At 72.1% G+C, this 18,369-nt stretch carries 20 protein-coding genes and 1 pseudogene; 10 read left to right on the forward strand and 11 right to left on the reverse strand.

The window, feature by feature from the left end; genetic code table 11:
- Positions 1-16: 16 nt before the first annotated feature.
- Positions 17-1,012 (reverse strand): mechanosensitive ion channel family protein, encoded by a 996-nt coding sequence (locus tag AB0368_RS32110; RefSeq protein ID WP_366157799.1) that lies wholly within the window; start codon positions 1,010-1,012, stop codon positions 17-19.
- 311 nt (positions 1,013-1,323) lie between these two features.
- Here AB0368_RS32110 and AB0368_RS32115 point away from each other — a divergent pair, with 311 nt between their 5' ends.
- Positions 1,324-1,866 (forward strand): HNH endonuclease, encoded by a 543-nt coding sequence (locus AB0368_RS32115; protein WP_366157765.1) that lies wholly within the window; start codon positions 1,324-1,326, stop codon positions 1,864-1,866.
- Positions 1,867-1,869: 3 nt separating this feature from the next.
- Here the strand turns inward: AB0368_RS32115 and AB0368_RS32120 are convergent, their stop codons facing one another.
- Together AB0368_RS32120 and AB0368_RS32125 are read right to left on the reverse strand one after the other, a co-directional pair.
- A complete protein-coding gene (locus AB0368_RS32120; protein ID WP_366157800.1) occupies positions 1,870-2,487 on the reverse strand; it encodes a class F sortase in 618 nt (205 codons plus the stop codon).
- 205 nt (positions 2,488-2,692) lie between these two features.
- Entirely contained in the window at positions 2,693-3,181 is a 489-nt protein-coding gene (locus AB0368_RS32125; RefSeq protein ID WP_366157766.1) for a hypothetical protein, read from the reverse strand.
- A 271-nt stretch (positions 3,182-3,452) separates the two neighbouring features.
- Here AB0368_RS32125 and AB0368_RS32130 point away from each other — a divergent pair, with 271 nt between their 5' ends.
- Together AB0368_RS32130 and AB0368_RS32135 are read left to right on the forward strand one after the other, a co-directional pair.
- Complete coding sequence (locus AB0368_RS32130; RefSeq protein WP_366157767.1) at positions 3,453-3,704, forward strand: hypothetical protein; 252 nt, start codon at positions 3,453-3,455, stop codon at positions 3,702-3,704.
- A 91-nt stretch (positions 3,705-3,795) separates the two neighbouring features.
- Complete coding sequence (locus AB0368_RS32135; RefSeq protein WP_366157801.1) at positions 3,796-4,179, forward strand: DUF5130 family protein; 384 nt, start codon at positions 3,796-3,798, stop codon at positions 4,177-4,179.
- 8 nt (positions 4,180-4,187) lie between these two features.
- On the opposite strand, the gene AB0368_RS32140 is transcribed toward AB0368_RS32135, so the two are convergent.
- Both AB0368_RS32140 and pepN read right to left on the reverse strand, forming a co-directional pair.
- A complete protein-coding gene (locus AB0368_RS32140) occupies positions 4,188-4,751 on the reverse strand; it encodes a Uma2 family endonuclease (RefSeq protein ID WP_366157768.1) in 564 nt (187 codons plus the stop codon).
- 121 nt (positions 4,752-4,872) lie between these two features.
- Complete coding sequence (gene pepN, locus AB0368_RS32145; protein WP_366157769.1) at positions 4,873-7,428, reverse strand: aminopeptidase N; 2,556 nt, start codon at positions 7,426-7,428, stop codon at positions 4,873-4,875.
- Between the two features lie 187 nt (positions 7,429-7,615).
- Between pepN and AB0368_RS32150 the strand changes: the two genes are divergently transcribed.
- The 4 genes from AB0368_RS32150 to AB0368_RS32165 all read left to right on the forward strand — a co-directional run bounded on the left by AB0368_RS32150 (position 7,616) and on the right by AB0368_RS32165 (position 10,566).
- Positions 7,616-7,858 carry a hypothetical protein gene (locus AB0368_RS32150; RefSeq protein WP_366157770.1) on the forward strand — a complete coding sequence of 81 codons (243 nt, stop codon included), beginning with the start codon at positions 7,616-7,618 and terminating at the stop codon, positions 7,856-7,858.
- 61 nt (positions 7,859-7,919) lie between these two features.
- Positions 7,920-9,110, forward strand: a complete 1,191-nt coding sequence (locus AB0368_RS32155; RefSeq protein WP_366157771.1) for a DUF1015 family protein — start codon at positions 7,920-7,922, stop codon at positions 9,108-9,110.
- Positions 9,111-9,148: 38 nt separating this feature from the next.
- Complete coding sequence (locus AB0368_RS32160) at positions 9,149-10,069, forward strand: alpha/beta hydrolase (RefSeq protein ID WP_366157772.1); 921 nt, start codon at positions 9,149-9,151, stop codon at positions 10,067-10,069.
- Positions 10,070-10,092: 23 nt separating this feature from the next.
- Entirely contained in the window at positions 10,093-10,566 is a 474-nt protein-coding gene (locus tag AB0368_RS32165) for a ribose-5-phosphate isomerase (protein ID WP_366157773.1), read from the forward strand.
- Positions 10,567-10,578: 12 nt separating this feature from the next.
- Here AB0368_RS32165 and AB0368_RS32170 read toward each other — a convergent pair.
- Positions 10,579-10,801, reverse strand: a pseudogene (locus AB0368_RS32170) (hypothetical protein); the annotation flags it as partial.
- A 496-nt stretch (positions 10,802-11,297) separates the two neighbouring features.
- Entirely contained in the window at positions 11,298-12,536 is a 1,239-nt protein-coding gene (locus AB0368_RS32175; protein WP_366157774.1) for a GNAT family N-acetyltransferase, read from the reverse strand.
- Between the two features lie 99 nt (positions 12,537-12,635).
- Between AB0368_RS32175 and AB0368_RS32180 the strand changes: the two genes are divergently transcribed.
- Positions 12,636-13,388: a DNA-directed RNA polymerase II gene (locus tag AB0368_RS32180; protein ID WP_366157775.1), complete on the forward strand. Its 753-nt coding sequence runs from the start codon at positions 12,636-12,638 to the stop codon at positions 13,386-13,388.
- A gap of 25 nt (positions 13,389-13,413) precedes the next feature.
- On the opposite strand, the gene AB0368_RS32185 is transcribed toward AB0368_RS32180, so the two are convergent.
- From AB0368_RS32185 to AB0368_RS32200, 4 genes are all read right to left on the reverse strand, one after another.
- Positions 13,414-14,667 carry a hypothetical protein gene (locus tag AB0368_RS32185; protein WP_366157776.1) on the reverse strand — a complete coding sequence of 418 codons (1,254 nt, stop codon included), beginning with the start codon at positions 14,665-14,667 and terminating at the stop codon, positions 13,414-13,416.
- Between the two features lie 133 nt (positions 14,668-14,800).
- The gene (locus AB0368_RS32190) at positions 14,801-15,322 is read right to left on the reverse strand and encodes an SRPBCC domain-containing protein (protein ID WP_366157777.1); all 522 of its coding nucleotides are present in this window, start codon (positions 15,320-15,322) and stop codon (positions 14,801-14,803) included.
- Positions 15,319-15,639, reverse strand: a complete 321-nt coding sequence (locus AB0368_RS32195) for a metalloregulator ArsR/SmtB family transcription factor (RefSeq protein WP_366157778.1) — start codon at positions 15,637-15,639, stop codon at positions 15,319-15,321. Before AB0368_RS32195 ends, AB0368_RS32190 begins: the two co-directional genes overlap by 4 nt.
- An 81-nt stretch (positions 15,640-15,720) precedes the next feature.
- Complete coding sequence (locus AB0368_RS32200; RefSeq protein ID WP_366157779.1) at positions 15,721-16,140, reverse strand: lipopolysaccharide assembly protein LapA domain-containing protein; 420 nt, start codon at positions 16,138-16,140, stop codon at positions 15,721-15,723.
- A 147-nt stretch (positions 16,141-16,287) separates the two neighbouring features.
- Here AB0368_RS32200 and AB0368_RS32205 point away from each other — a divergent pair, with 147 nt between their 5' ends.
- Positions 16,288-17,373 (forward strand): CAP domain-containing protein, encoded by a 1,086-nt coding sequence (locus AB0368_RS32205; protein WP_366157780.1) that lies wholly within the window; start codon positions 16,288-16,290, stop codon positions 17,371-17,373.
- 37 nt (positions 17,374-17,410) lie between these two features.
- Positions 17,411-18,307: a glucose 1-dehydrogenase gene (locus tag AB0368_RS32210; protein ID WP_366157781.1), complete on the forward strand. Its 897-nt coding sequence runs from the start codon at positions 17,411-17,413 to the stop codon at positions 18,305-18,307.
- Positions 18,308-18,369: the final 62 nt, after the last annotated feature.

Consider the following 18,369-nt stretch of genomic DNA (forward strand, 5'->3'; position numbering starts at 1 on the left):
ATGCCGTATCAGCAGGTCAGGTAGCACCTCCGGGCGTGCTCGACGAATCCTGCGAGGGGCCCGGGAACGCCGGTGGCACGGCCGATCGGGGCAGCATGCGCGAGATCGCGATGCGTTCGGAGATGCCCGCGCTCTCCAGCGCCTCGGTGAGCCGGCGGCGGAGTTCACGTTGGACGACGGGCTGACCGTCCGCCGTGGTCTTGGCGATCGTCCGGATGACCGCGCCGTCGACGGTCATCTGTTCCACGCCGATCACGTCGGGCGGCTCGAGGAACTCGGTCGCGTGCTCGGGCTCGTCCGCCAGCGCCAGCGCCGCCCGGCGGAGCACGGCGGACGCCTCCTCGGAGTTCACGAAGCCGATCGGGATGTCGATGACCACCATCGCCCAGCCCTGGCTTTTGTTGCCGACCCGGACGATCTCGCCGTTGCGGATGTACCACAGCACGCCGCGCATGTCGCGCACGGTCGTGACGCGCAGCCCGACCGTCTCCACCACACCGACGGCGTCGCCGAGGTCCACCGAGTCACCGACGCCGTACTGGTCCTCCAGAAGCATGAACAGGCCGGCTATGAGGTCCTTGACCAGGCTCTGCGCGCCGAAACCCAGGGCGACGCCGACGATGCCCGCGCTGGCCAGCAAGGGGGCCAGGTTGAAGCCGAGCTCGCCCATCACCAGCAAGCCGGCCATCGTGGCGATGACTGCGGTCACGAAGCTGCGCAGCACCGAGCCGATCGCCTCGGCCCGCTGGCGGCGGCGCTCCGGGATGAACTGGTTCTCCGCCGCTTCCGGCTGCTTGGCCGTGCGTTCGCGCAAGGGCTTCAGCAGCGCCGGCATCTCGGCCCGGGAGGTGGACGTGGTCAGCCGCCGGATCGCCCGGTGCAGCAACCAGCGGATCAGCAGGGCGAGAAGGATGATCGCCAGGATCCGCAACGGCTTGCTGATCAGGACGTAGCCGCTGTTGGCCAGCCACTGATTGTGGTTGGTGCTGTCGTAGATCCACGTACACAGCACATCCGACTTGCAGCGTTCGGACAGCGGTGTCTGGTCGACGATCACGTCGGTGGACGGCGGCGGGGTGGGCGGGGCTAACAGGATCACGGGTCCTCACCGTACCGGCCGCCGGGCCCGGACCGGGAACCGGACATCCTCGCACGAGACCTCAGACGTTTACGTCGCGGCCACAGATTGTGCTCGCCAATTCGTCATTCATCAGGGACTATTGGCGGACGAGGATCGGCGTTCACAGGCCCTCGGCGGACCTCGCATGCGACTTCAAACACACCGGGAGCGGTTACAAGCACCTCCACCGAAGGGTGATCGCGATGCCTGACATACGACCCGCAGTGGGCTCTTCCGCGTTGGTTCTGAACGCCACCTACGAGCCGCTGTGCGTCGTATCGGTGCGTCGAGCGACCATCCTCGTGCTGACCGCCAAGGCGGAATGCGTCTCCGACGGGGACGGGATTCTGCACAGCGCACGCCACGCCCTCCCGGTGCCCTCCGTCGTCCGGCTGACCCGGTACGTGAAGGTTCCGTACCGCACCCACGTAGGACTCTCGCGACGGGCCATCTTCGCCCGCGACGGCGGCCGGTGCGCCTACTGCCGCGGCTCCGCCGAGACGATCGACCACGTCTTCCCCCGCAGCCGGGGCGGCCTGCACGCCTGGGAGAACGTCGTCGCTGCGTGCGCGAAGTGCAATCACAGCAAGGGCGACAAGACCCCCGCGGAGCTGGGCTGGCGCCTGCACGCGCCGCCCCAGGCGCCGCGCGGCGTGGCCTGGCGGGTGCTCGGCCACCGCACCCCCGACCCGCGGTGGGCGGACTGGCTCGACCTGCCCACGCCGGTCGAGGCCGAGGCGGCCTGACCGCTACCGCCGGTCGGCGCCGACCGGCTTGGTGCCGATCAACGAGGCGAAGACGACGATGTTGTCGGAGTAGCCGCGCTCGCCGCCGAGCCACGTGCCCCCGCAGGTCACCAGGCGCAGCGACGGTCTGCTGTAGTCGCCGTAGACGCGCCGGATCGGCAGCTTCTCCTTGCCGTAGCGCTCCACCGAGTTCACCTGGAAGACGGCCGTCTCGTCGTCCTCCCGCAGGACCTCGATCTTCTGCCCCGGCTTCAGCTCGCGGAGCCGATGGAAGACCGAGGGACCGGTACGGGTGTCGGCATGCCCCACGATCAGCGCCGGCCCGTACTGCCCCGGCGTGGGGCCCCCGCCGAACCAGCCCGCCTCGTTGTGCCGGTTCAACGGCGGTACGGCCACCGACCCGTCCTCCGCCAGCCCGACAGTCAGGATCGGCGCCGCCACATCGATGGCGGGAATCGTCAGGCGCTGCGGACGGCTGGGCTCCAGCACCGGGAAGTCGCGCGGCGGCGGCTTGTCCGGCCCCCGGAAGAGGTCGCCGAGGTTGAAGCCGGTCGCCGCCCCAAGGCCCACGCCCACGGTGAACAGTCCGACGAAGACCAGCAGCACGGCGATGAGACCCATCGGCACGGCGCGACGGCCGCGTACGGGTGGGGGAGCGGGAAGCCTTCTCCGACGCGGTAGCGAGGGGGGCGGCACGCGCGGTGCCGCCTTCTCGGGCACCGTTCCCGCCACGATCTCGGCGGGGCGGCGGCGGAGCACCGACTCGGGCATGGGGGGACCGGGAACGGCCGGGGTCGGCCGTACCGGGCGTGACATCGGCCCCGCCTCAGCTCGGCCGGCGGCGGCGCAGCGCCGCCACGCCCAGGACGAGGCCGGCCGCGACCGCCGTGGCGCCCCCGCCGATCAGCATCGGCGCGGACCTGCCCGGTGCGGTGCCGCCCCCACCGGTAGCGGGGCCGCGTTTCGGCTCCACCTTGACGACCACGTGCAGGGTGCTGGTGGCCACCTTGCCGTCGGGGCAGCGCAGGCCCACCGGGTAGGCGCCCGCGTCGGTGGCGGCGGGGACGCGGGCGGTGGCCGTCAGGAAGCCGTACCGGGGGGAGACCGTCACCGTGCCCAGCGGCTCGGCCGTCACCTTGGCGGCGGTCAGGTTGTCGTCGCAGCTGGCGCGGATCCCGACCTCGTCGCCGGCCCGTACGGTGCTGGGGTTGGTCTCGACGAAGACGGTGGCCGCCCGCGCGGGGGAATCCGGCAGCAGGACCACGGGCACGGCCAGGGCGAGCGCCGCGCAAGCGGCCGGGACGGATGGGCGCATGATCTCCCCCTCCTGCCGTCCGGGGCGGAAACGTCGCGGACGGCGCGTGAAGGTGATTTTCGCACCTCCGGGCCGATTTCGCGTGGTCAGGGACATCCCACGTAGTGGGTCTTGACACCCGCCGCTTCGTGACGCCGCACACTCAGCTACCGTGATTGACGTTCGGATCACTGGGAAGACAGTGACTTGGCCCGGTTCCTTTTGACGCCTGGGGGCGTTGAGGTTGTCGATATTCAGCACGTTTCTGGTCTACGCGGCGATCCCATTAACGGTGATCGTCGTGGTGGCGGCCCTCGTCGCCGCCGGTGGGCGCGGCAGCCGGCCCGACCGCCGCTACCGGCCCGGCCGGCCGTACGACTTCCGCCCGATCTGGTTCCTGGCGTCACCCTCGCAGGTGAGCCCGTCCTTCGGCGCCAAGGCGTCCGACGGCTCCACTCGGGCGCTGGAGCCGGGGGTCGTCGAGGGTCCCGGCGGCCGGCAGGTGCGGCCCGGACCGGTTGGAGGCGCAAGTGACCGTTGGTGAGCACCAGGCGATCGTGAGCAGCGGCGAGCAGCCCCTCACCGCCCTCGACCACGCCGGCGGCCCGACGCTGACCGAGCGGCCGGAGCTGACGATGTCCGAGGCGGGCATCGCGGCGCTCGACGGGCCGTTCACCACCCGGCAGCTGCTGCGCCTCGACGAGGCCCTGCGCGTCGCCGACCAGCAGACCGGCCTGACCTTCAGCGTCTACATCGGCCCGCTCGAGGAGCCCACCCGGGAGAGCGCTGAGGCGCTGCACCGGCAGCTCGACGGCGCGACCACGGCGGTGCTCCTCGCGATCTCGCCCGGCCAGCGGCTCCTCGAGATCGTCACCGGCGCGGACGCCCGCAGGCGCATCTCGGACCGTGACGCCAAGCTCGCCGCGCTCTCGATGGCGGCGGCGTTCGCCGGGGGAGACCTGGCGGGCGGCGTGCTCGCCGGCCTGGACCAGCTGGCCTCCCACGCCGGCCGGCACTGAGCCGGGGATTACAGCCAGGCGTCCGGCGAGATCCGGACGGGAAACGGGGCGTCGACCTTCACCGGGCCGGCGCCCCGAATCGTCTGCGCCGGTTGGTAGCCGTCCGGCCCGAGCTCGTAGACGTGCAGCTCCGGCTCCGGCAGCGGCTCGACGCGCCAGTAGCCGTCGATGCCGGCCTCGGCGTACACGTCGGGCTTGAGCAGGCGGTCGTAGCGCCGGCTGGTGTCGGTCTCGACCTCGATGACCAGCGCCACGTCTGCCGGGTCCGCCCAGCTCGCGCCGGAGGAGCGCGGGCGCAGCACGGTCACGTCGGGGATGAGCTTGCTCGTACCCAGCTCGATGCCGAGCCGGGTGCACACCCACCAGCCCTCCGGTGCCGCCGCACGCAGCGCGGTGACGAGCGCCCGGACCACGGTTTCGTGCTCCTCGGCCAGCGGTGGCGTGACGTGGAGGCTGCCGTCGACGATCTCGTAGCGGTGGCCGTCCTGCGGGAACAGGTGCAGGTCCGGCTCGGTCCACGGCCCCTCGGGGGCGGCCCATCGCGCCGGGGAACTGTGCCCGAGCACCACCACCGCACCACCTCCATCACCGCGGAGTGCCAGCGTACTCACGCAGTGTGGTTTTCGGTGGGTTTCTCCGCCGTGAGTTTCGCGGGTCGCGAGGAACGGAATCCCTCGCGACCCACGGGAAACGTCAGGCTGTGGCGTCCTTCTTGCGGGCCTTGAGCGCCCGGAGTACGCCGTCGCGGCCCTCGGCCACCAGCCGGCGCAGCGAGGGCGAGTGGTCCTCGGCCGCGAGCCAGGCGTCGGTCAGCGCGACGGTCTCCTCGCTCACCTGGTAGGCCGGGTACGCCAGCATCACGAACTCCTGGGCCGGCTCGCTGTCCGACCGGGTCCACACCTGGTCGGCGACCTCGAAGAACTTCGGCGCGTACGGCGCGGTCAGCTCGATCTGGGTCGACGACTGGAAGCCCTGGAGCAGCGACCGGTTGAGCCAGTTGGGCAGCTTCTCGCCGCCGGTGAGCTTCGCCCAGACCGCCGCCTTGTTCTCCGGCGTCGGCAGCAGCGCCCGCGCAAGGGCCGCCTCCCGCTCACCGCTGGCGGTGCGATCCGAGTCGAGCTCGGCGCCGATCTCCTCGTCGGTCGCGGCGCCGCGGGCGGCCAGCGCCTCCAGCAGAGACCAGCGCAGCTCGGTGTCGACGGTCAGGCCCGCCGGGATGTCCCGGCCCTCCAGCCAGCCGCGCAGGACGGCGAGCTCCTCGGGGCTGCGGGCGGCACCGAGGAAGGCCCGCGCCCAGGCGAGCTGGAAACCGCTGCCCGGCGCGGCCGCAGCCAGCGCGGTCCGGGCGGTCTCGGCAAGCTTCGCCCAGCCGGTGGGGGCCCACTGCGGGTCGGCGTACATGGTCAGCGTGGTCGCCGCCTGCCGCAGCGTCGCCGTGGTGAGGTTGATGTCGCGTTCCTTGGGCAGGCCGGTGCTGACCAGGGCCACGTAGTCGCGGGCCGCCAGTTCGGCGTCCCGGACCATGTCCCAGGCGGCGGCCCAGCACAGCGCGCGCGGCAGCGACGACTCGAAGCCGTCGATGTGGCGCACCACCGTGGCCATCGAGCGCTCGTCGAGGCGCAGCTTCGCGTACGTGAGGTCATCGTCGTTGACGAGCAGCACGTCCGCCGCCCGCTGCCCGGCCAGCGCCGGGACCGGCGTCTCCTCACCGCTCACGTCGATCTCGAGCCGGTCGCGGCGCACCAGCCGGTCGCCGTCGAGGTCGTAGAGGCCCACCCCGATGCGATGGGTACGCAGCGTCGGATAGGTGGCGGGCGCCTCCTGCTTCACCACCACGCTCTCGTACGTGCCGTCGGCGCCGATCGTGACCACCGGCCGCAGCATGTTGACCTGCGCGGTCTCGAGCCACTGCGCGGCGAACTTGCGCAGCTCCCGGCCCGACGCCGTCTCCAGCTCGGTGAGCAGGTCGTCGAAGGTGGCGTTGCCCCACGCGTGCCGCTGGAAGTACGCCCGCAGCCCGGCCAGGAACGAGTCCAGCCCGACGTACGCGACGAGCTGCTTGATGACGCTCGCGCCCTTCGCGTACGTGATGCCGTCGAAGTTGACCTCGACCGCCTCGAGGTCCGGCATCTCGCAGTAGACCGGGTGGGTCGACGAGAGCTGGTCCTGGCGGTAGCCCCAGGCCTTGCGCACGGACAGGAAGGTCGACCATGCGTCGGTGAAGCGGGTGGCGCTGGTGTTGCACCAGTGACTCGCCCACTCGGCGAACGACTCGTTCAGCCACAGGTCGTTCCACCAGCGCATGGTCACCAGGTCGCCGAACCACATGTGGGCCAGCTCGTGCAGGATCGTGTTGGCGCGCTGCTCGTACTCGAAGTCGGTGACCTGCGAGCGGAAGATGTAGTGCGCCTCGGCGTGGGTGACGCAGCCGAAGTTCTCCATCGCGCCGGCGTTGAAGTCGGGCACCCACAGCTGGTCGTACTTCGGCAGCGGGTAGCGCATCCCGAACTGCTCGTGGAAGAAGTCGAAGCCCTGCTTGGTCACGAGGAACAGGTCGTCGGCGTCGAGGTACTGCGCCATCGACGCGCGGCAGAACACACCCAGCTCGATGCCGTCGTGACTGTCGCGGACCTCGTGGTACGGCCCCGCGCACACCGCCGTGATGTACGTGCTCATCCGGGGCGACTGCCCGAAGTGCACCGTCTTGGCGCCGGCCTCGGCCGGGACCGTGCTCTCCGCCGGCATGTTCGAGACGACTTTCCAGTGCCCCGGCACGGTGGCGTGCCACGTGAACACGCTCTTCAGGTCGGGCTGGTCGAAGGCCGCGTAGACGCGCTGGGCGTCCGCCGTCTCGAACTGGCTGTAGAGGTAGACCTCCTTGTCGACCGGGTCCTCGCTGCGCTGCAGACCCTGGCCGCTCGCGGAGAAGAAGTAGTCGGCGTCGACCACGAGGGTGTTCTCGGCGGCCAGCCCGGTCAGCGTCAGGCCGGTCTCCGCCGACCAGCCGGACGTGTCGACCGGCTTGCCGTTGAGCACCGCCGACCGCACGGCTGCGGCCGCGACCTCGATGAACGTCTGGGCGCCCGGCTCGGTGCAGCGGAACGTGACCTCGGTGACCGACCGGAAGGTGCCCTCGCCCGGGTTTCCGGCCCCGTCGGTCAGATCCAGGGCGATGTCGTACCCCGTCACCTCGAGCAGGCGGGCCCGCTCGGCGGCCTCCACCTGGGTCAGGTTACGAACTCCGGCCACGATCACTCTCCTCCACACTGGCAGGGGGCTGCGTCGCCCCCGGCCTCGAGCTTTGCACGCCCACCCTATGCGGTGCCTGTGGGCTCTCGCGGGGCGGGAAGATCGGGGGTATTTGCGGGAAGTCATCACGTACGAGCGTCTTCTGTCGTTGTAAAGGTGAGAACCGTCACTTCTACCGGAGGCTCCGATGGCCGAGTCCGACACCGTCGCCACGAGCACCATCGCCGTGCACCGGGGCGCCTGGGAGAGCGTGTGCCCCAAGCTGCCCGCCGATGTCGCCGCGATGGTGGCGCCGCCCGTCACCGTCTCGAGCTTTCCCGTGACCGGGATCGCCGGCACCGCGCAGGACCGTCGCCGGGCCCGCGAGGCGCGCTTCCGGGGGAACATGCCGTCGGTTCCCGCGTACGGACGGCACCGGCGCACCAGCTGAAGCGTGGGACGGGCCCGGGGTCCTCACCGGCGCCCGGAAGCCGCTCGGTAGGTTCGCGGGCATGACGGTCGTGCACCCGATCAGCCGGGCCTGGATCACCACTGGCGGCACCGGCGCGCAGAACTACGACGAGTTCGCGGACGACGCGGAGATCACCGAGATCATCGCCGGGAACCCGCACAGCGCGCTGGCCATCGAGATGCCCCACCGGGCGCCGGGGTCGGTGGGCCGGTCCTTCCTGGATTGCCTGCCCGACGCAGCCGGTCGGCTCGCCGAGGAGAAGGCGGACGGCAGCTACACGCCCGCCGAGCAGGTGGTGGTGCTCTACCGGATCAGCGCGCCCGGCGAGCCCGCCGCGTTCGGCCTCTGGGCCGTGGTCGACACCGACCAGATCTCCACCAGCGCCGACGAGCCGGGGCTGGTCATCCGCAACGAGGACGTCTTCATCGCCAAGGTGCGCGAGCGGGTCGCGCTGGCGGAGGCACTGCAGACGCTGCTCTCGCCCGTACTGCTGCTCCAGACCGGCAAGGGCGACGAGCTGCACGCCGCGCTCGCCGCCGCTACCGAGGCCGCCGGGGTTCCCGCCGCCACCGACGTCGACCAGAGCGGGCGTACGCACGCGATCTGGATCGTGCCCGCCGGGCCGCAGCAGGACGAGCTCACCGCCCTGGCCGGCGGGGGCGAGCTGGTGGTGGCCGACGGCAACCACCGCAGCCTGGCGGCGCAGACCGGGGGCCTCCCGCGCTTCCTGGCCGTCGTGACCACGCCCGCGTCGGTCGCGATCCAGCCGTACAACCGGCTCGTCGCCGAACTGCCGGTCGAGGATCTGGTCGGGCAGCTCACCGCGGCCGGAGCGCGGGTCCAGGAGCTGCCGCGCCCCGCGGCGATCCCGGCCAAGGGCACTGTCGAGCTGTACGCGCACGGCAAGTCGTACGCGGTGGTCCTGCCGCCGGCGGAGAACGGCACCGCGGTCGACAACCTCGACCACGCGCTCGTGGAACGGGTGCTTCTGCGCGACGCCCTCGGCCTGGACCCGGGTGACAAGCGGATCTCGTACGTGGGCGGCGACTACCCGGCCGAGTGGCTGCGCGGCGAGGTCGACGCCGGCCGAGCCGAGCTGGCGGTGCTCATCGCCCCGGTCACGGTGGACGACTTCGTGGCGGTGAACCTGGCCCGCCAGAAGCTGCCCCGCAAGAGCACCTGGTTCACGCCCAAGGCCCGCGGCGGCCTCGTCCTGGCCCAGCTCGACTGATCCGTCCGACCACCCCACCCGCCACCCAAAGAAGGAAAATGGCCCTACATCCGCAGGTGGAGGCGTCGCTGGCGATCCGGCGGCGCCCACCGGCAGAGGTGCTCGCCGCCGATCCGTCGCAGCGGCTGCGGTTCGCCCGGCAGGCGATGGAGGAGTCCAACGAGGCCGAGTGCGGCCCGGCCATCCCGCTGCCCGTCGTGGTCGACGTGGACGCCGACGGCGTGCCCTGCCGCCTGTACGCGGCCAGAACCGGCGCACCGGTCCTCGTCTACGTTCACGGCGGCGGCTGGTGCTACGGCAGCGTGGAGACGGTCGACCGGCTCTGCCGCCGGATCGCCGACCGCTCGGGCTGCGCGGTGCTGTCCGTCGACTACCGGCTCGCGCCCGAGCACGTGTACCCGGCCGCGCTCGAGGACGTGGAGACGGTGCTGCGCTGGATCCGCAAGGAGGGCGCCGGCCTCGGCGTCGATCCCACGCGGCTGGCGATCGGCGGGGACAGCGCGGGCGGCCAGCTCGCCACCGTCGCCGCGCGCCGCCAGCGGGACGCCCTCACCCCGCTCGACTACCAGGTGCTGATCTACCCGGCGATCGACCCGATGACGGCCTCCGAGTCGTACGACGAAGTCGGCGCGTACGGCCTCGACCGCGCCTCGATGAAGCTGGCGTGGGAGACGTTCGTCCCGTCGCCCGCCGACCGTTTCAGCCCCGACGTCGCGCCGCTCGCGGCCGAGGACCTGACCGGCATGCCCCCCACCCTGCTGATCACGGCCGAGTACGACGTCCTGCGCGACGAGGGCGCCGACTACGCGGACGCGCTGCTCGCGGCCGGGGTGCCGGTGGTCCACGTCCGCTACGCCGGCGTCAACCACGGCTTCGCCCGCAAACTCGCCCTCTTCGACGCCGCCCGGGCCGCCGCCGACCAGATCGCGGTGAGCCTGCGGGCCGCGCTGACGTTCTGATCGGCGTTTGACAGACTGCGGTCATGCGCGTCTACCTCGGTTCCGACCACGCCGGCTACGAGCTGAAGAGCCACCTCGTCAACCACCTCGCCAAGCAGGGGTACGAAGTCGTCGACGTCGGCCCGCACGTCTTCGACCCCGAGGACGACTATCCGGCCTTCTGCCTGCACACGGGCGCGAAGGTGGTCGCCGACGAGGGCAGCCTCGGCATCGTCATCGGCGGCTCGGGCAACGGCGAGCAGATCGCCGCCAACAAGATCGCGGGGGTCCGCTCCGCGCTGGCCTGGAAGGTCGAGGTCGCCCAGCTCGCCCGCCAGCACAACGACTCCAACGTGCTGGCGATCGGGGCCCGCCAGCACACCCTCGACGAGGCCACGGCGATGGCCGAGGCGTTCCTGACCACCTCGTTCTCCGGCAACGAGCGGCACGCCCGCCGCATCGGGCAGCTCACCGAGTACGAGCGCACCCGCGAGCTCCCCGAGCTGCCGGCGTCCTGACCGGCCGGCGGCTCAGCGGCCGGCCCGGGGCAGATCCTCGCGGGGCACCCAGTTGCGCCGGACGATCGTCAGGTTCTGGTCGGCGTCGGCGACGTGCTGCTCCGACGGGCGGGCCGCGTCCCGGGCCCGCATCGCCGCCCCGACGCTGACCTGCGAGGACCCGGATCCGACGAGCCCGCGCAGGCCGCGTTCCGCCGGCTCGTCGCCCGCGCCGCGCGGGCCCGCGGGCCGGGCCGGAGCGCCCGAGCCCGGGGCCCCGCCGCCTGGGATCGGGCCGCCTGGGACCGGGCCGCCTGGGACCGGGCCGCCTGGGACCGGACCGCCTGGGATCGGGCCGCCCGGGGCCGGGGCCGCCGGTCGGGCCCCGGGAGTCGGGCCGGTGGGCCGGGGCGCCAGGCCGCCGGCGGGTCCCGGCCGCATCGTCGACGGCTTCGGGCCGTCCTCGGGATCGAGCACGGGCGAGGTCTCGGCCACGGCGGCCGGTTCGGGCGGATCCCCGGCTACTACGTCAGCAGCCTCCCGGGCGGTAAGAACCGCGTCGGTGGCCGCGGGAGCCAGGGCCGGGCCGGCCGGGTCGGTCGCCAGGGCGGTCAGGGCCGGGTCGGACGGGTCGGTGGCCGGGTCGGCCGGCGGGGTGGACGCGGACGGGGCCGGGTGGGAGGGACGCACGCGGCGGCGCCGGCGTCCGGGTTCTTCGCCCATGACGCCGAACCTACCGCCGCCGCGCCCACCTAGAACACTTCGGTCGGGTTCGGCATCCGGTGCCAGCCGAACGCCGTCGAGGCCGTTCGGAGCGCGTCCGGCGTCAGCTCCCGCACGGTCCCGGCCGCGCCGAGCGCCGCGAGCGGCACCGCGCCGAGATAGGCCGCTCCCAGCTCCAGCACGGTGCATGCCAGGTCGACCGGATCCTCGGTACGCGTACACGTCGCCGAGCCGGAGGCGTCAGCCGTCAGCCGCCAGCGCCCCGAGTTCTCCGTCAGCAACGGATCGGTCACGTCGAGCACCACGTCCACGGGCGCCGCGTAGCTGCGGGCGGCGAGGGCGCGGGGCAGGTCGACGATGCGGATCCAGAGGCCGTCCGCGACGGTGGCGCCGAGCCGTCGCGGCTCGTCGACCAGATACTGCAGGGGCTCGTCCAGCGCGGCGAAGTGCACGCTCGCCGTCCGCGCGAGGTCGATCGTGAGCAGGAAACGCCACAGCGCCCGGTACGTCGCCGGGTCCGCGGCCACGACCTCGCGGACCCGTACCTCGGCGTCGGGACCCTGGTCGTTCCAGTCGCCCTTCACGCGCCAGATCGCGTAGCCGGTCGGCCCGTCGGCGGTTTCGTGCAGCACGCCGTACTGGGCGGTCGCGCCCTCACGCTGGGACTCGATGTCGGAGAGCACGAAGCGCCACCACCGCTCGTCGCGGCTGGACCATCCGGTCCTGGTGGCGCGCAGTTGCTCGTACACCTTGCTCAGCTCGGGAATGACCTCCAGCGGGCGGACCATCCGCATCCGGCTGCCTGCGGCCGGCGGTGTCTCCGGGAGGCGTACCTCGCGGGTCGTGATCGTCATCCGCAGCCGCGGGCCGGCGTGGCCGTACCCGAATCGCTGGTAGATCTTGGTCTCGCTCGCCCAGAGGACCGCGACCGGCTCGCGGCCGGCGGCCGCGATCTCCCGCAGCTGCCGCTGCATCATCCGGGTCAGCAGCCCACGCCGGCGGTGGGTCGGCAGGACGCCGACCAGGGTGACGTGCGCGGCCGGGAGCACGGCGCCGGGCACGGTCAATTCTCTCGTGTACGCCGCGGCGTGGCCGGCCACGCCGCCGGCGTCGTCGGCGACCAGCGACCGTTCGGGCTCGAACACCGAGCCTTCGACGTCGCGTTCCTCGGGGGACGCCGTGTGGTGGAAGACGTTGCCCAGCAGGTCCGAGATCGCGTCCCAGTCCTCCGCAGTGCCGACCCTGATCGGTGTTCCGGTGCCGTCCATCCTGTTTGTGTAACGGACGGCGCGCGCCAGGGCGAGCTATTTGCGGGCTCGCTACTCTCGATTGCGGGGCGGCGACCGCCGTTCCGGGGGAGGGTAATGATGCCAGAGCAACCGCAGTGGCCCGAGCGGACGCTCGACATGCCGCCGCAGGATCCCTGGGCCGATCCGCCGACGACGGACATGCCGCGCCGGGGCGGTGCCGCTCCGCCCGATTCCACCCGGCAGTACGGCGCCGGGGCCACCCCGCCCCACGACCCGACCCGCCAGTACGGCGCCGGGCCTGCACCGCACTACGACCCGACCCGGCAGCAGGGCGCGATGGACCCGGCCCGCGCCGCCCACCCGGGCGATGCGCAGGCCGCCCGTCCGGCGCCGCCGCCGTCGCCGTTCTCCAGTGGCCGCGCCGCGGTCAACCCCCGGCCCCAGCCCCAGCAGTTCGCGGCGGAGCACGAGCCCACCGGCACGGGCTGGCCGGACGCGGGTGTGCCAGCCCAGCGGCATCCGCTGAGCTGGCACATCCGTCAGTTGCGTCGCGGCGGCGAATGGAGCTTCGCCGGTCTGTTGTTCGCCTTCGTCTGCTGGGGCATCTGGGCGATCTCGTCCGATGGCCGCAGCCTGACGACCCCCGTCGTGGTGTTCATCGTGTCGGTGGTGGTGGCCGCCGGTGTCTTCGCCCTGTCGCGGCTGGTCGGCCGGCTGGTCCTAGAGCGCCAGCTCGGCCGCGAACGCCGTACCGCGAAGGGCTCGCACATCGTCGCCGGCCTGTTCCTGGCCGGCGTCGGCGTCGCGCATCTGCGCCAGACCGAATGGGTGATGACCGCGGTCAGCTGGGTCGTCGACCTCTTCCGCTGACCACGGTCATGCTGCCCGGTCGGTCCTACTTGGCGGCCTTCTCGGCGGCCTTGGCGGCGGCGGCGTCGGCCTTGGCGGTGGCGGCGTCGGCCTTGTCCTGGGCCTTCGCGGCCTTGTCGGCGGCGGCGTCGGCCTTGTCCTGGGCCTTCTCCGCCTTGTCGGCGGCAGCGTCGGCCTTGCCCTGGGCCTTCGCGACCTTGTCGGCGGCGGCCTGCTCGGCAGCGGCCTTCTCAGCAGCGGCCTTCTCAGCAGCGGCCTTGTCGGCAGCGGCCTTGTCGGCGGCGGCCTGCTCGGCAGCGGCCTTCTCAGCAGCGGCCTTGTCGGCAGCGGCCTTGTCAGCAACGGCCTTCTCAGCGGCGGCCTTGTCAGCGGCGGCCTTGTCGGCAGCGGCCTTGTCAGCAACGGCCTTCTCAGCGGCAGCCTTGTCAGCGGCGGCCTTCTCGGCGGCGGCCTTCTCGGCCTCCGTCAGCACGACCTCCTGGGTCCAGTTCCAGTCCTTGATCCAGACCTCGTGCTCCGGCGCCGAGGTGGCAGCCGAACCGGGCCAGAGGGAGATCGCCTCGACCTGGAGCCGGGCGGAGACGTCGGTGCCCCAGCTCGCCTTGGGCATCTTCGTGTACGTCGCCGGCAGCACCCCGCCGTCAACGGTCAGCTCCACCTTCTGAGCCACCGGGTTCACCTGGAAGGTCACGGTGTGCCACGCGGTGTCCGGCTTCAGGTAGCCGGCCGGCACCCACGAACCGCCGTTGGCGCTGGACCACACCCGCAGCTGGCCGAAGTTCGACACCCAGGGGTTGAGGACCCACTGGAACGCGGTGCCGTTGTCGACCTTGCTCTTCGCGCCGTCCCAGACGAACAGGCCGCCCTCGACGGTCTGGGCGTTGCGGGACCCGCCGGCCGTCGACGGGACCGACGGCAGCTGGAACGAGTAGCCCGCCCGGTGCACGACGTTCATCATCGTCGCGCCGGTCATGCGCTTGTACGCCAGCGCGTCGGCCATCACCCCGCGGTGCCCCACGTTCGATCGCAGGCTCGTATAGCTGCGACGGTTCTCCGCCGCGACGTCGGCGCTGGTGACCGAGGCCTGGCCCGCGGCGGCGAAGGTGCCCCCGCCGACGACCGTCTCCCAGCCCGACAGGTCGGAGCCGGCGCCGACGGTCTCCGCCGGGCTCGCCATCGCGGGGCTGGCCAGACCCACCGTCGCGGCCATACCGGCGGCGACAGCAGTCCCCAGCAGGGACAGGAAGCGTCGCTGACCGTTCCGGTTCGAAGCCTTCATCGAAGTGATCCTTCCGCGTTTTTGCTGACCTGTTCAGGTTGCCCGCCGTAGTTCAAGCGCAGCTCAACGGCAGTTCAGCGGTCGGTCCAGTTCGCCGGGGGAGGGGGCGGGCGCCGGACCCGCCCCCGGTGCGTCAGCCGCGCCCGCTCATCGCCGTGCCGGTCTCCAGCAGCGACTTCAGGTCGCTGAGCACCCAGGCCCAGCCGCCGCCGCCCGCCTCGTCCAGCGGCGAGCCGGCCACCATCGCCGACGTCGCGGGCGCTCCGGTCAGCTCGTGCGTCACGGTCAGCCGGCACACGCCGGGCTGGGACTTGAGCTCTTCGATCAGGTAGGTCAGTGTCGTGAACGGCTCCGCGGCTGTGGCCGGGTCCATCAGCATCCGCCAGGTCTGCTTCAGCAGCCGCGGCGGATCCGCCTCGACGACCTCGCCGTCGACGATGGTGTCGGGGACCTGGAAACCGTTCTGGTCGGCGTAGTCGCGCATCTCCTGCGTCGACTCCGAGCGGTAGGAACCGCCCGGCCGCAGGTCGAAGAAGACCGGCGCGGCGTAGCCGTACTTCACGGTCCACCCGGGGTCGGTGATGGCGGTCCAGATCTTCTCCGGGGTCGTCTTGATCCAGACCCGGAAGACCTGGGTCGTCAGCGGCTCGGTCATGTCTCGTCCTCCAGCGCTTTCTTGAGATCGACGAGCGCCTCGACGTGACGCTCGGTGTACTTGTCGATCCACCGGTCGTGGATCAGCCGGATCGGCACGGGGTTGAGGTAGTGCAGCTTCTCCCGCCCTGACCGGCGCGCGACGACGAGACCCGCCTCCTCCAGCAGCTTCAGGTGCTTCGCCACCCCGAAACGGGTCATCTCCACCTCCGACTCCAGCTCGGTGAGCGTCCGCCCGTCGCGGGCGAACAGCAGGTCGAGCAGGAAACGACGGGTCGGGTCGGCGAGCGCCTTGAACACCCGATCGTCATCCGTCATGACGCCAAGTTAGGTGACCAAAAGGTCACATGTCAAGCCCGGAAAAACCCGCCCGGGTACGCCGGGCGGGTTCTGCGGGGGTCAGCGCCGCCGGCTGCGGGCGGCTCCCCGGAGATGGACGATCCGGGCCGTGAAGACGGCGGTCGCGATGGCCGCCCCGGCGGCGCCGGCGACGACCAGGGCCAGCGCCAGCGGCATGCGGCCCTGCATCCAGAGGAAGCCGACTTGTGCGCCACCGGTGTTCTGGGCGATGAAGAGGACGAGCAGCAGGAGCATCGCGGCGGCCGACCAGATCGCCAGCCGCAGCGCCCGCGTCCGGGCCCCGGCGGTAGCGCGTCCGCGGGCCGCCGGTGCCTCGCCCGCGGGCCCGAGTCCCGCCAGCGTGCGGGCGAGCTCATCGGGCAGCGGCAGGGCGGATTCGGTCGGTGACGCGGCGCCGTCCGGCAGCGGCGGCAGGGCATCCGGCCCGGGGGACGGCCTGTTCTCGGAGGGGTACGCCATGACTGACAGTGTCCCTGATATTGACGTTGAGTCAGAGCCGTACACGCGGCTCCGGAGAATTAAGAACGATCTAATAGACGTTCATCGAATAGTGACGTTACGGTCTCCGGCGGACTTCCCACCCCCGAGACAACGATTCGGATCACCATGCGCAGACCCGTCCTCATCGTCGGCGGTACGGCCGTCGTCACCGTGGTCGCCGGCATCGCCGTGGCGGCGAGCGCCAGTGCCGGAACCACCACGTACGAGGCTGAGGCCTCGGTCAACACCTTCGGCGGCGGCGCCCACGCCGTCGACTGCCGCCGCTGCTCCGGCGGTAGCCGCGTCACCGGCATCGGCCGCGAGGGCGTCCTGACGATCACCGGGGTCGTCGCCGAGAAGGACGGACCCACCCGGCTCGCGATCACCTACACCGGCGATCGCGGCCGTGCGGCCCAGATCAGCGTCAACGGCGCGGTGCCCACGGCGGTGCTCTTCCCGGGTACGCGCGGCAGTAGCCGCCCGGGCACACTGCGGGTCACGGCCACCCTCCGGTCCGGCGAGAACACCATCGCCTTCGGCAATCCGGTCGGGCCGGCGCCGGAGGTCGACAAGCTCGTCATCACCACGGACGGAACGCCGCCCACCCCCGTACCCACGGCGACAGCCTCCGGTGACCCGGGCGCGACCGCGACCGTCCCGCCGAGCCCGACCACGCCGCCGGCCTCTCCGCCCGATGCGCCGTCACCCTCGGTCCCGACGTCGCCGCCGGCGCCTGCGCCCACCACGCCGTCACCCTCTGCTCCGACATCCGTGCCGGCGCCGTCGCCCACCACGCCGCCCGCGAGCCCCGAGCCCACCGGCACCGCGGCGCTGGAGGCCGAGGTCGTGACGATCGTCAACAGCGAGCGGGCGAAGGCGGGCTGCCCGGCCGTCACCGCGGACGACCGCCTCACCAAGGCGGCGCGCGGGCACTCGGCCGACATGGCGGCCCGCGACTACTTCAGCCACACGACCCCGGAAGGCGTGGAGTTCGCCACCCGCATCACCGACGCCGGCTACCGCTGGTCCCGTGCGGGGGAGAACATCGCCAAGGGTCAGCGCACGCCCGCCGAGGTGATGACGAGCTGGATGAACAGCAGCGGGCACAAGGCCAACATCCTCACCTGCGCCTTCAAGAACATCGGCGTCGGCGTGGCCGCGGACGCCCGGGGAGCGCTGGTCTGGACCCAGGACTTCGCCACCCCGCTGTAAGCCGGTTAGTGACGCCATGGGCGGGCATCCGGGGGACATGACACAGGATCAGTACGCGCGCCAGGACCCGCGCAGCCAGTACCCCGCACCCGAGCTCAAGGGCGGCGACCAGTCGCATCCCGGGGACACCCGCCGGATGCCCGACCGGCCGGACCACGGCGAGGACACGTACCGGGGGAGCGGCCGCCTCACCGGCCGCCGTGCGGTCATCACCGGCGGGGACTCGGGAATCGGCCGGGCGGTGGCCATCGCGTTCGCCCGCGAAGGCGCCGACGTGCTGATCTCGTACCTGCCCGAGGAGGAGACCGACGCCCAGGACACCGTCCAGCTCATCGAGAAGGCCGGGCGCAGGGCGGTGGCCGTACCGGGCGACATCCGGGACGAGTCCCACTGCCAGGCCATCGTCGACCGGGCCGTCAGCGACCTCGGCGGCCTGGACATCCTCGTCAACAACGCCGCGTTCCAGATGGCCCAGCCGGGCGGCATCTCCGACATCACCACCGAACAGTTCGACCGCGTCATGAAGACCAACCTGTACGCGATGTTCTGGCTCTGCCGCGCGGCCGTACCGCACATGCCCCCGGGAGCGGCGATCATCAACACGGCGTCGATCCAGGCGTACCAGTCCTCGAGCGCGCTGCTCGACTACGCCACCACCAAGGGTGGAATCGTGGCCTTCACGAAGGCGCTGGCGGAGGACCTCGCCGAGCAGGGCATCCGGGTCAACGCGGTCGCGCCGGGCCCGATCTGGACCCCGCTGATCCCGGCCACCATGCCGGAGGAGAAGGTCAAGTCCTTCGGCGCCGACACCCCGCTGGGCCGCGCGGGTCAACCGGCCGAGCTGGCGCCGGCCTACGTCTACTTCGCGTCCCAGGAGTCCAGCTACACCACCGGAGAGGTACTCGGTGTCACCGGCGGCAAGCCGGTGAGCTGACCCGCCCGGCACGCCGAAGGCCGCTCCCTGCGAGCGGACCTGCGCTACCTTCTGCACATTGC

Origin of the sequence: Actinoplanes sp. NPDC051475, assembly GCF_040689425.1 — a bacterium.
GTDB lineage: Bacteria > Actinomycetota > Actinomycetes > Mycobacteriales > Micromonosporaceae > Actinoplanes.

Coding starts and splice junctions, on each gene's coding strand:
- AB0368_RS32165 (WP_366157773.1), top strand. CDS start 10,093: ATGCGCGTCTACCTCGGTTCCGACCACGCCGGCTACGAGCTGAAGAGC.
- AB0368_RS32190 (WP_366157777.1), bottom strand. CDS start 15,322: ATGACCGAGCCGCTGACGACCCAGGTCTTCCGGGTCTGGATCAAGACG.
- AB0368_RS32200 (WP_366157779.1), bottom strand. CDS start 16,140: ATGGCGTACCCCTCCGAGAACAGGCCGTCCCCCGGGCCGGATGCCCTG.
- AB0368_RS32155 (WP_366157771.1), top strand. CDS start 7,920: ATGACGGTCGTGCACCCGATCAGCCGGGCCTGGATCACCACTGGCGGC.
- AB0368_RS32210 (WP_366157781.1), top strand. CDS start 17,411: ATGACACAGGATCAGTACGCGCGCCAGGACCCGCGCAGCCAGTACCCC.
- AB0368_RS32135 (WP_366157801.1), top strand. CDS start 3,796: ATGTCCGAGGCGGGCATCGCGGCGCTCGACGGGCCGTTCACCACCCGG.
- AB0368_RS32120 (WP_366157800.1), bottom strand. CDS start 2,487: ATGGGTCTCATCGCCGTGCTGCTGGTCTTCGTCGGACTGTTCACCGTG.
- AB0368_RS32185 (WP_366157776.1), bottom strand. CDS start 14,667: ATGAAGGCTTCGAACCGGAACGGTCAGCGACGCTTCCTGTCCCTGCTG.
- AB0368_RS32175 (WP_366157774.1), bottom strand. CDS start 12,536: ATGGACGGCACCGGAACACCGATCAGGGTCGGCACTGCGGAGGACTGG.
- AB0368_RS32125 (WP_366157766.1), bottom strand. CDS start 3,181: ATGCGCCCATCCGTCCCGGCCGCTTGCGCGGCGCTCGCCCTGGCCGTG.
- AB0368_RS32150 (WP_366157770.1), top strand. CDS start 7,616: ATGGCCGAGTCCGACACCGTCGCCACGAGCACCATCGCCGTGCACCGG.
- AB0368_RS32180 (WP_366157775.1), top strand. CDS start 12,636: ATGCCAGAGCAACCGCAGTGGCCCGAGCGGACGCTCGACATGCCGCCG.
- AB0368_RS32160 (WP_366157772.1), top strand. CDS start 9,149: ATGGCCCTACATCCGCAGGTGGAGGCGTCGCTGGCGATCCGGCGGCGC.
- AB0368_RS32195 (WP_366157778.1), bottom strand. CDS start 15,639: ATGACGGATGACGATCGGGTGTTCAAGGCGCTCGCCGACCCGACCCGT.
- AB0368_RS32115 (WP_366157765.1), top strand. CDS start 1,324: ATGCCTGACATACGACCCGCAGTGGGCTCTTCCGCGTTGGTTCTGAAC.
- AB0368_RS32205 (WP_366157780.1), top strand. CDS start 16,288: ATGCGCAGACCCGTCCTCATCGTCGGCGGTACGGCCGTCGTCACCGTG.